This window comes from Variovorax sp. Varisp46 (genome assembly GCF_059491885.1).
In genome coordinates, this window is the sequence record NZ_CP168515.1 from 5,354,911 (window position 1) to 5,368,856 (window position 13,946).

General features: G+C 69.1%; 13 protein-coding genes and 1 riboswitch. Of the genes, 12 read left to right on the plus strand and 1 reads right to left on the minus strand.

All coding sequences use genetic code 11. The features are described 5' to 3' along the window. The first annotated feature begins 62 nt into the window (after positions 1 to 62). From ACEN9N_RS25410 to ACEN9N_RS25455, 10 genes are all read left to right on the plus strand, one after another. On the plus strand, positions 63 to 797 hold the full coding sequence (locus tag ACEN9N_RS25410; RefSeq protein ID WP_007831941.1) for an IclR family transcriptional regulator: 735 nt from the start codon (positions 63 to 65) through the stop codon (positions 795 to 797). Between the two features lie 51 nt (positions 798 to 848). Then, positions 849 to 1,601, plus strand: coding sequence for a transporter substrate-binding domain-containing protein (locus ACEN9N_RS25415; protein ID WP_413314876.1), 753 nt, complete (start codon positions 849 to 851; stop codon positions 1,599 to 1,601). 7 nt (positions 1,602 to 1,608) lie between these two features. Then, the gene (locus ACEN9N_RS25420; protein ID WP_413314877.1) at positions 1,609 to 2,277 is read left to right on the plus strand and encodes an amino acid ABC transporter permease; all 669 of its coding nucleotides are present in this window, start codon (positions 1,609 to 1,611) and stop codon (positions 2,275 to 2,277) included. Between the two features lie 47 nt (positions 2,278 to 2,324). Beyond that, entirely contained in the window at positions 2,325 to 2,897 is a 573-nt protein-coding gene (locus tag ACEN9N_RS25425; RefSeq protein ID WP_495654795.1) for a HutD/Ves family protein, read from the plus strand. A 24-nt stretch (positions 2,898 to 2,921) separates the two neighbouring features. Continuing rightward, on the plus strand, positions 2,922 to 4,172 hold the full coding sequence (gene hutI / locus ACEN9N_RS25430) for an imidazolonepropionase (protein WP_495656423.1): 1,251 nt from the start codon (positions 2,922 to 2,924) through the stop codon (positions 4,170 to 4,172). Continuing rightward, positions 4,169 to 5,551, plus strand: a complete 1,383-nt coding sequence (locus ACEN9N_RS25435) for a formimidoylglutamate deiminase (protein WP_413314879.1) — start codon at positions 4,169 to 4,171, stop codon at positions 5,549 to 5,551. Before hutI ends, ACEN9N_RS25435 begins: the two co-directional genes overlap by 4 nt. Positions 5,552 to 5,557: 6 nt before the next feature. Continuing rightward, on the plus strand, positions 5,558 to 6,379 hold the full coding sequence (gene hutG, locus ACEN9N_RS25440; RefSeq protein WP_413314881.1) for an N-formylglutamate deformylase: 822 nt from the start codon (positions 5,558 to 5,560) through the stop codon (positions 6,377 to 6,379). A 79-nt stretch (positions 6,380 to 6,458) separates the two neighbouring features. Then, positions 6,459 to 7,622 (plus strand): histidinol-phosphate transaminase, encoded by a 1,164-nt coding sequence (locus tag ACEN9N_RS25445; protein ID WP_413314882.1) that lies wholly within the window; start codon positions 6,459 to 6,461, stop codon positions 7,620 to 7,622. Between the two features lie 71 nt (positions 7,623 to 7,693). After that, on the plus strand, positions 7,694 to 8,749 hold the full coding sequence (locus ACEN9N_RS25450; protein ID WP_007831925.1) for a homocysteine S-methyltransferase family protein: 1,056 nt from the start codon (positions 7,694 to 7,696) through the stop codon (positions 8,747 to 8,749). A 72-nt stretch (positions 8,750 to 8,821) separates the two neighbouring features. Further along, the gene (locus tag ACEN9N_RS25455; protein WP_495654796.1) at positions 8,822 to 9,526 is read left to right on the plus strand and encodes an SH3 domain-containing protein; all 705 of its coding nucleotides are present in this window, start codon (positions 8,822 to 8,824) and stop codon (positions 9,524 to 9,526) included. A 12-nt stretch (positions 9,527 to 9,538) separates the two neighbouring features. Here the strand turns inward: ACEN9N_RS25455 and ACEN9N_RS25460 are convergent, their stop codons facing one another. After that, entirely contained in the window at positions 9,539 to 10,465 is a 927-nt protein-coding gene (locus ACEN9N_RS25460) for a LysR family transcriptional regulator (RefSeq protein WP_495654797.1), read from the minus strand. 102 nt (positions 10,466 to 10,567) lie between these two features. Here ACEN9N_RS25460 and ACEN9N_RS25465 point away from each other — a divergent pair, with 102 nt between their 5' ends. Next, positions 10,568 to 11,005 (plus strand): PACE efflux transporter, encoded by a 438-nt coding sequence (locus ACEN9N_RS25465; protein ID WP_007831914.1) that lies wholly within the window; start codon positions 10,568 to 10,570, stop codon positions 11,003 to 11,005. Positions 11,006 to 11,071: 66 nt separating this feature from the next. Next, a riboswitch (S-adenosyl-L-homocysteine riboswitch) is annotated at positions 11,072 to 11,147 on the plus strand. 79 nt (positions 11,148 to 11,226) lie between these two features. Beyond that, positions 11,227 to 13,941: a methionine synthase gene (metH, locus tag ACEN9N_RS25470; protein ID WP_495654798.1), complete on the plus strand. Its 2,715-nt coding sequence runs from the start codon at positions 11,227 to 11,229 to the stop codon at positions 13,939 to 13,941. The last annotated feature ends 5 nt before the right edge of the window (positions 13,942 to 13,946 follow it).

The window sequence follows — 13,946 nt, forward strand, 5'->3', positions numbered from 1 at the left end:
TGAGAACGGCGAGCAAGATACTGCACGCCGCATCCACTTTCGACCTCCAGCGATTGCTTCCGATGACGCCCCCGATCGACGCCCCCGCCCACAACGACCGCGCCCTGTTCGTGCTGTCGGTGCTGGCGCAAAGCAAGGCGGCGATGACAGCGGCCGAGCTGGTGCAGGCCACCGGCCTGTCGCAGAGCACGCTGTACCGGCAGATCGCCACGCTGCGCCGCTGGGGCTTCGTGATGGAGTCCGATGGCCGCTACTCGCCGGGCCCGGTGAGCGTGCAGCTCGCCACCGGCTTCGACGGCAACTCCGACCTCGTGATGGCCGCGCGTGCCGACATGCGGGCGCTGGCCCAGCAGACGCACGAGAGCGTGGCGCTGGTCACGGCCGTGAACGAGCGCGTCGTGTGCCTGGAGATGATCGACAGCGAGCAGTCGCTGCGCTGCTCCTTCGACCGCGGCCGCAGCGTGCCCGCGCGTGACGGCGCCAGCGCCAAGTGCCTGCTGGCCCACATGCCGCTCGACCAGCGCGACGCCCTGCTCGACGGGCTCGGCGAAAGCCCCGAACGCCGCGCCGAACGCGCCGCCGAGCTCGACGCCATCCGCGAGGCCGGCCATGCCGTGACGCACGGCGAGGTCGATGCCGGCGTCTGGGGCGCGAGCGCGCCGGTGCTCGCCCCGGGACGGCACCTGCGCGGCGCGATCACGCTCATGGCGCCGCTCACGCGCGTCGAGGGCATGGAAGCTGCATTGCTCCACATGACCGTCGTCACGGCGGCGCGCATCTCGCGGGCGCTGCAGTAGCCGCGTCTCTCCTTTTCTTCCTCCTTCATCCTCACCACGAAAGCTCCTGCCATGAACACCCGCCGCTCTCTCGTCGCCGCCGCACTCTCCGGCCTTGCCATCCTCGGTTTCGCGGGTGCCGCGCATGCGCAGGGCGAGCCGCTGCGCGTGGCCACCGACGCCACCTTCCCGCCAATGGAATTCGTGGAGAACGGCAAACGCACCGGCTTCGACGTGGAGCTGGTCGAGGCCATCGGCCAGACACTGGGCCGCAAGATCGAGTGGATCGACATCGACTTCAAGGGCCTCGTGCCGGGCCTGATCTCGAAGCGCTTCGACATGGCCGTCTCGGCCATCTACATCACCGACGAGCGCAAGAAGGTCGTCGATTTCACCGCGCCGTACTACGCGGGCGGCCTCGTCGTGATGGTGAAGGACGGCAACACGGCGATCAAGGCGCCGGCCGACATCAACGGCAAGAAGGTCAGCGTGCAGGTGGGCACCAAGTCGGTGGCCTACACCAGGGAGAAATTCCCGCAGGTGCAGCTGATGGAGGTCGAGAAGAACCAGGAGATGTTCAACCTCGTCGACATCGGCCGCGCCGACGCCGCCGTGACCGGCAAGCCCGCCGCCTACCAGTACGTGCGCACGCGCGGCGGCCTCAAGGTGCTGCCCGAGCAGATCACCACCGAGGAATACGGCATGGCCATCCGCAAGGACACGCCCGAGCTCACCAAGGCCGTGAACGGCGCGATCGAAAAGCTCAAGGCCGACGGCACCTACGCAAAGATCGTGAGCAAGTGGTTCAGCGCGAGCGCCAAGTAAGCGAGCCATGGATTTCGATTTCTCGCCCGTCTGGCAGGGCTGGACCGACCTGCTGCGCGGCGCGCTCGTCACGGTGGAGATCACCGCGTGCGCGCTGGCGCTGGGCTGCGTGCTGGGCCTGCTGGTCGGCATCGGCCGGCTGAACCCGAAGCGGCGCTGGCTCTACGGCGCGTGCACCGCCTACGTGGCGGCCATCCGCGGCACGCCGCTGTTGGTGCAGCTGTTCATTTTGTTCTTCGGGCTGCCGCACTTCGGCATCCTGCTGCCGGCCTTCCTGTGCGGCGTGCTGGGGCTCGGTGTGTATTCGGGTGCATACGTATCGGAGATCGTGCGCGGCGCGATCCAGTCGATCGACAAGGGCCAGACCATGGCGGCGCAGTCGCTGGGTATGACGCCCGGCACGGCGATGCGCGAGATCGTGCTGCCGCAGGCGGTCGTGCGCATGATCCCGCCGCTGGGCAACGAGTTCATCGCGCTCATCAAGAACTCGGCGCTGGTGTCGCTGCTGACGATTCACGACGTGATGCACGAGGGGCAGAAGATCATCAGCGTGTCGTACCGCTCGCTCGAGGTGTACCTGGCCATCGCCGTCGTGTACTTCGTGCTCACGGGCACGATGACGCTGGTGCTGCGGCATTTCGAGCAGAAACTGCGGCAGGGCGGGTTGATGCGATGAGCGCGGGTTCCGTATTTGCATTTCTTCCTCCCCCTCTGGAGGTGGGCATGAGCGGCGTACAGCATTTCTCCCGCAGCACACTCCCGGTCACCCCCTGGAAAAACGGCGGCGGCACCACGCAGGAGATCGCCAGCTGGCCGCAGGGCGCGGCGTTCGACGGCTTCGGCTGGCGCGTGAGCATCGCGACCATCGCCGCGGCCGGACCGTTCTCGGTGTTCGAGGGCATCGACCGCAGCATCATGCTGCTGGAGGGCGATGGCGTTCGCCTGTTCACGCACGACGGGCGCATCAGCCACTGGCTCGACGCACCGCATCGGCCCTTCGCCTTCAGCGGCGACGACGCGATCGACTGCGCGCTGCTCGGCGGCGCATCGAACGACTTCAACGTGATGACGCGGCGCGGGCAGTGGCGTGCCGATGTGCAGGTGCTGGACCGCGCGTCGGCCGTCGATGCGGCGCCGCACGGCGTGCTGCTCGCCTTGCGCGGCGCCTGGCGCCTGAACGAAGAGGCCTGCCGCGAAGGCGAGGGCCTGTGCTGGACCGACGCGGCCCATGCATGGCGCGCGACACCCGAGAGCGACGGCGCGCGGCTGGTGGCGGTTCGAATCCTGCCGGCGTAACCCGCAGAAAGAAAGATGACGATGATGAAACCTGTCAGCGAATATCCCTCGGCCGACGGCCTCTGGACCGGCCTGCGCCTTGCGCCCGATGCCGCATCCGGCGTGGCGCTGGAAGACGGCGTCGAGGCCGCCATCGTGGTCATTCAGGGCGCGATCCGCTGGGCCGGCGCACGCGACGCGCTGCCGGCCGAATTTGCGGCACTGCCCACCCACGACGGCGGCGGAGCGCTCGTCACGCCCGGCCTCGTCGATTGCCACACGCACCTCGTCTACGGCGGCCAGCGCGCCAACGAATTCGCGATGCGGCTCGCAGGCGCCACGTACGAAGAAGTGGCCAAGGCCGGCGGCGGCATCGTGTCGTCGGTGCGCGCCACGCGCGAGGCCGACGAGGACACGCTCTTCGCACAGGCCGCGCCGCGGCTCGAACAGCTGCTGGCCGATGGCGTCTGCGCCATCGAGATCAAGTCGGGCTACGGCCTGTCGCTGGAACACGAGCGCAAGCAGCTGCGCGTGGCACGGCGGCTGGGCGAAGCCTATGGCGTGACGGTGCGCACTACCTTCCTCGGCGCGCATGCGTTGCCGCCCGAATACGCGAACCGCAGCGGCGACTACATCGACCTCGTCTGCCGCGAGATGCTGCCGGCGCTCGCGGCCGAGGGGCTGGTCGATGCGGTCGACGTGTTCTGCGAGCGCATCGCCTTTTCGCTCGCGGAAACCGAGCAGGTCTTCCAGGCCGCGCAGGCGTTGGGCCTGCCGGTGAAGCTGCATGCCGAGCAGCTGTCGGACATGGGCGGCGCGGCATTGGCCGCGCGCTACGGTGCGCTGTCGTGCGACCACATCGAACACCTGTCGGCCGACGGCATCGAGGCGATGCGCCGGTCGGGCACCGTGGCCGTGCTGCTGCCCGGCGCCTACTACACCCTGCGCGACACGCACCTGCCGCCGATCGACGCACTGCGCGCCGCCGGCGTGCCGATGGCCGTGTCCACCGACCACAACCCCGGCACCTCGCCGGCATTGAGCCTGCTGCTGATGGCGAACATGGCCTGCACGCTGTTTCGGCTGACGGTGCCCGAGGCACTGGCCGGCATCACGCGGCATGCGGCGCGTGCGCTGGGCCTGCAGGCCACGCACGGCGCGATCGCCGAAGGCATGCCCGCCAACTTCGTGTTGTGGAACGTGCGCGAGGCGGCCGAGCTGGCGTACTGGTTCGGCCAGCAACCCGTGCGCACCGTGGTGCGCCAAGGCCGCATCGCGGCAGGAGTCCAGGCATGACACAAACGCTTTTCGCAGCCGACGCGCTGCTGCCCGAAGGCTGGGCGAAGAACGTCCTGCTGGCATGGAACGACGCCGGCCGGCTCACGCAGGTGCAGGCCGGCGCGCAACGCCCCGCCGACGCGCAAACTGTCAAAGGCCCGCTGATCCCCGGCATGCCCAACCTGCATTCGCACGCCTTCCAGCGCGCCTTCGCGGGCCTGACCGAGCACCGCGCCGAGCAGCACGACAGCTTCTGGAGCTGGCGCACGCTGATGTACCGCTTTGCCGCACGCCTCGGCCCGCAGCACATGGAAGCCATCGCGACCTGGCTCTATGCCGAGATGCTCGAAGCCGGCTACACGAGCGTGTGCGAGTTCCAGTATGTGCATCACGACACCGACGGCCGCCCCTATGCCGACGACGCGACCCTGAGCCTTGCGCTGCTGCGTGCTGCGCGCAAGGCCGGCATCGGCTTCACGCTGCTGCCGGTGCTCTACCAGACCGGCGGCTTCGGCGACGTGCCGCCCACGGAAGGGCAGCGCCGCTTCATCAGGTCGACCGACTCGATGCTGCGCCTGCTCGACGCATTGAAGCCGGCGTGCGACGAACAGGGGGCTCGGCTCGGCATGGCGCCGCACTCGCTGCGCGCCGTGCCGCCCGAGGCGCTGCGCGATGCGATCGCGGGGCTCGAAGCCATCGACCGCACCGCCCCCATCCACATTCACATCGCCGAGCAGACGAAGGAAGTGGACGACTGCGTGGAATGGAGCGGGTTGCGCCCGGTCGAGTGGCTGCTCGACCATGCACCGGTCGATGCGCGCTGGTGCCTTGTCCATGCAACGCACATGAACGCCGCCGAGTACGAGTACGCCGCCAAGAGCGGCGCGGTCGCGGGCCTCTGCCCGACGACCGAGGCCAATCTGGGCGACGGCATCTTCGACTTTCCCCAGTGGCGCAGCCATGGCGGCGCGTGGGGCGTGGGCTCCGACAGCCACGCCAGCGTCAACGCGGCCGAAGAACTGCTGATGCTCGAATACGGCCAGCGCCTGTCGCGGCGGCAGCGCAACGTCGGCGCGAGCGCGGTGCAGCCGCATGTCGCGACCGCGTTCACGCTCGAGGCGGTGCAGGGCGGGGCGCAAGCCTCGGGCCGTGCCGTCGGCGGGCTGGCCGTGGGGCAGCAGGCCGACTTCGTCGTGCTCGATGCCGCGCACCTCGCGCTGCAGGGCTTGTCGGCGCCCGACATGCTCTCGGCCCACGTTTTCGCGAGCCACCGCACCTCCGCCATCGACAGCGTCTGGGCCGCGGGCCGCGCGCGTGTGGCGGCCGGACGCCACACGCTGCATGACGACGCCGCGGCCGCCTTCGTGGCCGCGCGCACTCAACTTCTCAAGGACTGAATTCCCATGGCCTTCACGACCACCGAACCCGCCTTCCGCTTCCGCCAGGGCACACGCCCGCTGCTGATCTCGATGCCGCACGTCGGCACCCACGTGCCGACCGCGCTCGCCGCCCGCTTCACCGACGAAGCGCGCCACGTGCCCGACACCGACTGGCACCTCGAACGGCTCTACGACTTCGCCGATGAACTGGGCGCCTCGGTGCTCGCGGCCACGCACTCGCGCTACGTGGTCGACCTGAACCGTCCGCCGGACGGCGCGAGCCTGTACCCGGGCCAGAGCGTCACCGGCCTGTGCCCCGTCGACACCTTCGACGACACGCCGGTCTACGCCAACCCTGCCGACGTGCCGGACGACGACGAAGTCGCCGCGCGCCGCGATGCGATCTGGGTGCCGTACCACCGGCAGCTGCGGGCCGAGCTCGACCGCCTGAAGGCCGCGCACGGCACCATCGCGCTGTGGGACGCGCACTCGATCCGCTCGGTGCTGCCGCGCTTCTTCGAGGGCAAGCTGCCCGACCTGAACCTCGGCACCGCCAACGGCGCGAGCTGTGACCCGGCGCTGGCCGAAACGCTGCTCGGCATCGCGAAATCGGCCACGGGCTACACCGGCGTGCTCAACGGCCGCTTCACGGGCGGCCACATCACGCGCCAGTACGGGAATCCGGCCGGCGGCGTGCACGCGGTGCAGCTGGAGATGACGCAGTCGAGCTACATGCAGGAGCAGTTGCCGTTCGACTACCTGCCCGAGGTGGCGGCGGGCGTGCAACCGCATGTGCGCAGGATGCTGGAGGCGGTGCTCGGTTTCGTCGAAGGCCGCCGCGGGTGAACGCACCGGACTTTCTCGCTGCGCCCGGCCAGGCACTCGATTTCCTTCACCCGCTCCATCCCGGCAAGGTATTCGACCTGTGAACACAACCACCATCCACGCCCTCGCACGCCCCGAAGTGCCGCCGCTGCCGCCCTACAACGCGGGCCTGTCCTCGGACGCCGTGCGCGCGCGCTACGGCGCCACCGAGATCGCGCGGCTCGCGAGCAACGAGAACCCGTACGGTGCCAGCCCCGCTGTGGCGCGCGCCCTGGTCGATCTGGCCGCGCGTGCTGGCACCTACCCCGACGCCAACTGCACCGCGCTGCGCGCCGCGATCGCCGGGCGCACGGGTGCGCAGCCCGCGCAGGTGGTGATCGGCAACGGCTCCGAGGACATCCTCCAGATGCTGTGCCAGGCGCTGCTCTCGCCAGGCGACCGCGTGCTCACGCAGCGCCCCGCCTTCGGGCTGCACGAGATCTACCCGCGCATGATGGGCGCGCAGGTCGAGCTGCTGGCGCTCACGCCGGCGCTCGGCTTCGACCTCGATGCCTGGTGCGCGGCGCTCGCGCGCGGACCCAAGATGGTGATGCTGGCCAATCCCTCGAACCCGGTCGGCTGCATGTTCGATGCCGGCGACTTCGCGCGCCTGCTCGCGGCGGTGCCGGCGGGCACGCTGCTGGTGGTGGACGAGGCGTACCACGAGTACGCGCGGCTGGCGCCCGGCTATCCCGACGTCCTTTCGATGCTGCGCGCGTGGGAGGGGGCCGACGCAGCCGCAGGCCGTCCGTGGATCGTGCTGCGCACCTTCTCGAAGGCCTGGGCGCTCGCGGGCCTGCGGGTGGGCTACGGCATCGCTTCCGACGAGGCGCTGGTGCAGCTGCTCGACCGGGTGCGCACGCCCTTCAACGTCAACCTCGCGGCACAGGCCGCGGCGCTGGCGGCCTGGGGCGACGAGCCTCATATGGCGCGGGCGGTGGAGCGCACCGTGCGGCAGCGCGAGGTGCTGGCGGCGCAGCTTCGCACGCTCGCGCAGTCGGTCCTTCCGGGCCTGCGCATCGCGCCCTCGGCGGCCAACTTCCTGTTCGTCGACCTCGCACGGCCGAACGGGCCGGTCAACGAGGCGCTGCTGGCGCGCGGGATCATCGTCAAGCCCTGGAAGGAGCCGGGCTTCGAGACCTTCATCCGGGTGTCGGTGGGCACCGACGAGGAGAACGCGCGCTTCGTGCAGGCGCTGACCGAGATTGCGGGCGGGTCGGACTAGCGCCCCTGCGGCCGGGCCCGCCAAGACCCGCCCGGGAGCCGGGCCAGGCCGGGGTTTTTACAATCGCGGGAATGACGAAGCCCCTCACCTACACCCGCGGCCAGGCACTGCCCGGCATCCTCGCGCAACGCATCGCGATCCTCGACGGCGCGATGGGCACGATGATCCAGCGCTTCAAGCTCACCGAGGCGCAGTACCGCGGGGAGCGCTTCAAGGACTTCGAGCGCGACGTGAAGGGCAACAACGAGCTGCTCTCGCTCACGCGCCCCGACGTGATCCGCGACATCCACGAGGGCTACCTCGCGGCCGGCGCCGACCTGATCGAGACCAACACCTTCGGTGCGACCACCATCGCACAGGAGGACTACAAGATGGCCCATCTCGCGCGCGAGATGAACCTCGAATCCGCCAGGCTGGCGCGCGCGGCCTGCGACAAGTTCAGCACGCCGGACAAGCCGCGCTTCGTGGCCGGCGCCCTCGGCCCGACCCCCAAGACGGCGAGCATCAGCCCCGACGTGAACGACCCGGGCGCGCGCAACGTCGATTTCGAAGCACTGCGCGCGGCCTACTACGAGCAGACCGAAGCGCTGGTCGAGGGCGGCGCCGACGTGATCCTGGTCGAGACCATCTTCGACACGCTCAACGCAAAGGCCGCGTTGTTCGCGGTCGACGAGTATTTCGACAACAGCGGCCAGCGCCTGCCGCTGATCATCAGCGGCACGGTGACCGATGCCTCCGGCCGCATCCTCAGCGGACAGACCGTCACCGCCTTCTGGCACAGCGTGCGCCACGCGCAGCCGCTGGCCATCGGCCTGAACTGCGCGCTGGGCGCGGCGCTGATGCGGCCCTACATCCAGGAACTGTCGAAGGTGGCGGGCGACACCTTCATCAGCTGCTATCCGAACGCGGGCCTGCCCAATCCGATGAGCGAAACCGGCTTCGACGAGACGCCCGACGTCACCTCGCGCCTGCTGCACGAGTTCGCGGCCGAAGGGCTGGTGAACATCGTGGGCGGCTGCTGCGGCACCACGCCGGACCACATCGCGGCCATCGGCAAGGCGGTTGCGCCGGTCGCGGGCCGCGCACTGGGCAGCCACAACGCGGGTTTCTACCGCGAGGCTGCCTGATCGCGCCTCCGGCCGATTGACAGGCGCTCCTGCCCCGGCCTAGGCTGGCTGGCACAAGAACAGGAGCCCGCCATGAACACACTCGCCCCACGCTGGATCGGCATCGGCGCGCTTGCCCTGATCCTGCCGCTTGCGGCCGCGGCGCAGCAGGCCTTCACCCGCGGCACGGTCAACCTGCGCGCCGGCCCCTCGGGCGACTATCCGCTGGTGGCGCGGCTCGGGCCCGGCCAGCCGCTCGACGTGATCGGCTGCACCAGCGGCTATGGCTGGTGCGACGTGGTGCTGCCCGACGGCGGGCGCGGCTGGGTGTGGTCGCGCAGCCTCGACTACGCCTACCAGGAGCGGCGCGTGCCGCTGGCGACCTACGGCGCGGTGATCGGCGTGCCGATCATCAGCTTCGCGATCGGCAGCTACTGGGCCAGCTACTACCGCGACCGGCCGTGGTACGGCGAGCGGCGCTGGTGGGGCGGCCGCCCACCGCCGCCCGTGGCGGGCTGGCGTCCGCCGCCGCCAGCCAGGCCGGCGTGGCAGCCGCGTCCCTGGCAGCCTGGCCCCGGGTTCCGGCCATCGGGCCCTGGATTCCGTCCGCCGCCGGACCCCGGCATCAGGCCGCCGCGGCCGCAGCCGAGCTTCCGTCCGGGGCCGGCGCCTGGCATGCCGCATTCGCATCCCGGTGGTGGCGGCGGACGACCGCACGGGGGTGGCGGTCATGGCGGGGGTGGCCATGGCGACGGGCACGGGGGTGGCCATGGCGGCGGCCGCGGCCACGACCGCTGAAGAGGCCGGCAGCTAGTTTCCGCCGGTCTTGGGGCTGCACTCGCCGGGGGCTACCCGGTCTTTCCCTATCAGTGCCACGAAGCGCTGGGCTCCCAGCCCAAGTGGGCGCTTACGTGACCACACGACGTCCACCCACAGGTCCAGCCCGTTGCTGAGGTTCTCGAACGGAATCTCGACCAGCGCCCCGGCCGCCACGTGCGGCCGCGCGAAATTGCGCGGCAGCCAGCCCCAGCCCAGCCCGGCGGTGATCAGGCTCAGCGCGGCCAGCGCGTTGTCGGTGCGCCAGACGTGGCGCGCGAACACGAAGCGCGGATCGCTGTTGGCGAGGTCGCGGCCGGCCACGACGATCTGCCGGGTGTTCGTCAGATGCTCCTCGCGCAGCCGGCCGCCCGGCGCCGCGAGCAGCACGGGGTGGTCGGGCGCCATCACAGCCACCATCAGGTCGCTGCCGACTTCCTGGAAGCCTTCGCGGCCGTCGAGGCTCGGGCGCTCGAACACCAGCGCCAGCTGCGCGCGACCGCTGTGCAGCAGCGCCAATGCATCCGCTTGCGGGGCCGCCAGCACCTCCACCTGCAGCAGCGGGTGTTCGCGTGCCAGTTCGGCCAGCGGGCCGCTCCAGGGCGCGGCCAGCAGTTCGGGCGCGATGGCCAGCGTGAGCCGGTCTTCCAGCCCCTGGGTCAGCGCCAGCGCCTGTACCTGGAGCTGCCCGAGTTGTGCCGCCAGCAGCCGCGCCTGAGGCTCCAGCGAACGTGCCGCGGCCGTGGGCTGGGGCTCGCGGCCGCTGCGGTCGAACAGCGGCAGGGCGAGTTCGGCCTCGAGGTTGGCGATGGCCATGCTGACCGCCGATGGCACCTTGCGCAGCGCCCGCGCCGCGGCAGAGAAAGAACCGTGGTCGATCACGGCCAGGAAGACTTCGATGTTGTCGCTGGAGAAGGCCATGGCGCCCGATCTTTCAATAAAACTGAAACAAGTTAACTTTTTATATCAGCGCGTGACACATAAAGTCCAGACATCGCAGCCACGAACCAGGAGAAAAGCGTCATGCAGGGCATTCAGCGTCGCATCGTCTACATCACCCTTTACGAAGGCATCGCCATCGTCGCCGCCAGCGCCGGGCTGGCCTTGATGACGGACGCCGGCCTGGGCCATTCCGGCGTGCTGGCGGTGGCCGCCTCGGTCATCGCGGTGATCTGGAACCTGGTCTTCAACGCGCTCTTCGAGCGCTGGGAGTCGCGCCAGGCCGTGCGCGGGCGCAGCGTGCGCCGCCGCGTCGCCCATGCCATCGGCTTCGAGGGCGGGCTGATAGCCTTCCTGGTGCCGATGTTCGCCTGGGGCCTGGGCGTGTCGCTCTGGCAGGCGCTGGTGATGGACCTGGGGCTGGTGGTGTTTTTCCTGGTCTACACCTTCGTCTTCAACTGGGCTTTCGATCGCGTGTTCGGCCTGCCGGCTTCGGCCATGGGCGAGGCGCAACCCGCCTGAGCCGGCGGGCGGGAGCGGAAACGGGGGCTTTTACCTTGGCCGGTTGAATCGACCTAAAATGCACCACTTCCCAAGGAGCGTTGCAGCGGCGGGCCTCGCAGGCCGGCCGTCAGGCTTGGGGCGACAACGACGCTCGCCTGTCCGACTCTTCCGCAGGTGAGGCCATGTCCCAGATTCCCGCTCCAGCTACCCCCGATTCCGCCCCCGTTGTTCCCCCGCCCATGAAGCTGTCCGGCCTCGAACCGGTCGCCATCGGAGCGGGCACGCTGTTCGTCAACATCGGCGAGCGCACCAACGTCACCGGCTCCAAGGCCTTCGCGCGGATGATCCTGAACGGCCAGTTCGAAGAAGCCCTGGCCGTGGCGCGCCAACAGGTCGAGAACGGCGCGCAGGTGATCGACATCAACATGGACGAGGCCATGCTCGACAGCAAGGCGGCGATGGTGCGCTTCCTCAACCTCATCGCCAGCGAGCCCGACATCGCGCGCGTGCCGGTGATGGTCGACAGCTCGAAGTGGGAGGTCATCGAGGCCGGCCTGCGCTGCATCCAGGGCAAGGGCATCGTCAACTCCATCTCCATGAAGGAGGGGGTCGACAAGTTCAAGCACGAGGCCAAGCTCGTGAAGCGCTACGGCGCCGCCGCCGTGGTCATGGCCTTCGACGAGAAGGGCCAGGCCGACACCTACGCGCGGAAGATCGAGATCTGCGAGCGCGCCTACCGCATCCTGGTGGACGAGGTGGGCTTCCCGCCCGAGGACATCATCTTCGACCCCAACATTTTCGCGATTGCCACCGGCATCGAGGAGCACGACAACTACGCGGTCGACTTCATCAACGCCGTGCGCTGGATCAAGCAGAACCTGCCGGGCGCCAAGGTCTCGGGCGGCGTGAGCAACGTGAGCTTCAGCTTCCGCGGCAACGACCCGGTGCGCGAGGCGATCCACACCGTGTTCCTGTACCACGCCATCCAGGCGGGCATGGACATGGGCATCGTCAACGCCGGCATGGTGGGCGTGTACGACGACCTCGAACCCGAGCTGCGCGAGCGCGTCGAGGACGTGGTGCTGAACCGCCGTCCCGACGCCGGCGAGCGCCTCGTCGAGGTGGCCGAGACCGCCAAGAGCGGCGCGAAAGACGACAGCAAGAAGCTCGAATGGCGCGGCACGCCGGAGAACCCGGTGCCGGTCAACCAGCGCCTGTCGCACGCCATGGTGCACGGCATCACCGACTTCATCGTCGAAGACACCGAGGAGGCCTATCAGGCCATTCTGGCCAAGGGCGGCCGCCCGCTGCACGTGATCGAAGGGCCGCTGATGGACGGCATGAACATCGTGGGCGACCTGTTCGGCCAGGGCAAGATGTTCCTGCCGCAGGTGGTGAAGTCCGCCCGCGTCATGAAGTCGGCCGTGGCCCACCTCATTCCCTACATCGAGGAAGAAAAGCGCCAGGACGAGGCCGCGGGCCGCGACGTGCGCACCAAGGGCAAGATCATCATCGCCACCGTGAAGGGCGACGTGCACGACATCGGCAAGAACATCGTGACCGTCGTGCTCCAGTGCAACAACTTCGAAGTGGTGAACATGGGCGTGATGGTCCCGTGCCACGAAATTCTTGCGAAGGCGAAAGTCGAGGGTGCGGACATCGTGGGCCTGTCGGGCCTGATCACGCCGAGCCTCGAAGAGATGCAGTACGTGGCCGGCGAGATGCAGAAGGACGACCACTTCCGCATCAAGAAGATTCCGCTTCTGATCGGCGGCGCCACCACCAGCCGCGTGCACACGGCCGTGAAGATCGCGCCGCACTACGAAGGCCCCGTGGTCTACGTGCCCGACGCCTCGCGCAGCGTGAGCGTGGCGCAGTCGCTCCTGAGCGATCAGGCCACCGCCTACATCGACGAGATCAACGCCGACTACGACAAGGTGCGCCAGCAGCACGCCAACAAGAAGCAGGTGCCCATGTGGCCCCTCGCGAAGGCGCGCGCCAACAAGACGCCCGTCGATTTCGCGAACTACCTGCCGCCGGTGCCCAAGTTCATCGGCCGGCGCGTGTTCAAGAACTTCGACCTCACCGAGCTGGCCAAGTACATCGACTGGGGCCCGTTCTTCCAGACCTGGGACCTGGCCGGCCCGTTCCCCGCCATCCTGAAGGACGAGATCGTCGGCACCGAGGCCGTGCGCGTGTACGCCGACGGCCAGCGCATGCTCAAGCGCCTGATCGAAGGCCGCTGGCTCAGCGCCAGCGGCGTGGTCGGTTTCTGGCCCGCCAACACGGTGAACGACGACGACATCGAGCTCTACACCGACGAGACGCGCAGCGAAGTCGCGCTCACCTGGTACGGCATGCGCCAGCAGACCGAGAAGCAGGTGATCGACGGCGTGATGCGCCCGAGCCGCTGCCTCGCCGACTTCGTGGCGCCGAAGGACAGCGGCGTGAAGGACTACGTCGGCATGTTCGCCGTCACGGCCGGCCTGGGCGTCGAGAAAAAAGAGAAGTACTTCGTCGATGATCTCGACGACTACTCCGCCATCATGCTCAAGGCTTTGGCCGACCGATTGGCCGAGGCCTTCGCCGAGTCGCTGCACCACCGGGTGCGCACCGACCTCTGGGGCTACGCGAGCGACGAGAGCCTGAGCAACGACGACATGATCGCGGAGAAATACCGCGGCATCCGCCCCGCGCCCGGCTACCCGGCCTGCCCGGACCACAGCGTGAAGGGCCCGATGTTCGACCTTCTGGGTTGCGCGGACATTGGCATGACCCTGACGGAAAGCCTCGCTATGATGCCCGCCGCCAGCGTGAGTGGTTTCTACCTGAGTCACCCCGATTCGACGTACTTCAACGTCGGCAAGATCGGTCACGACCAGCTGCAGGACCAGGCCGCGCGGCGCAAGGAGAGCGAGTCCTATCTCGAGCGTCTGCTGGCGCCCAATCTTTGAACCTG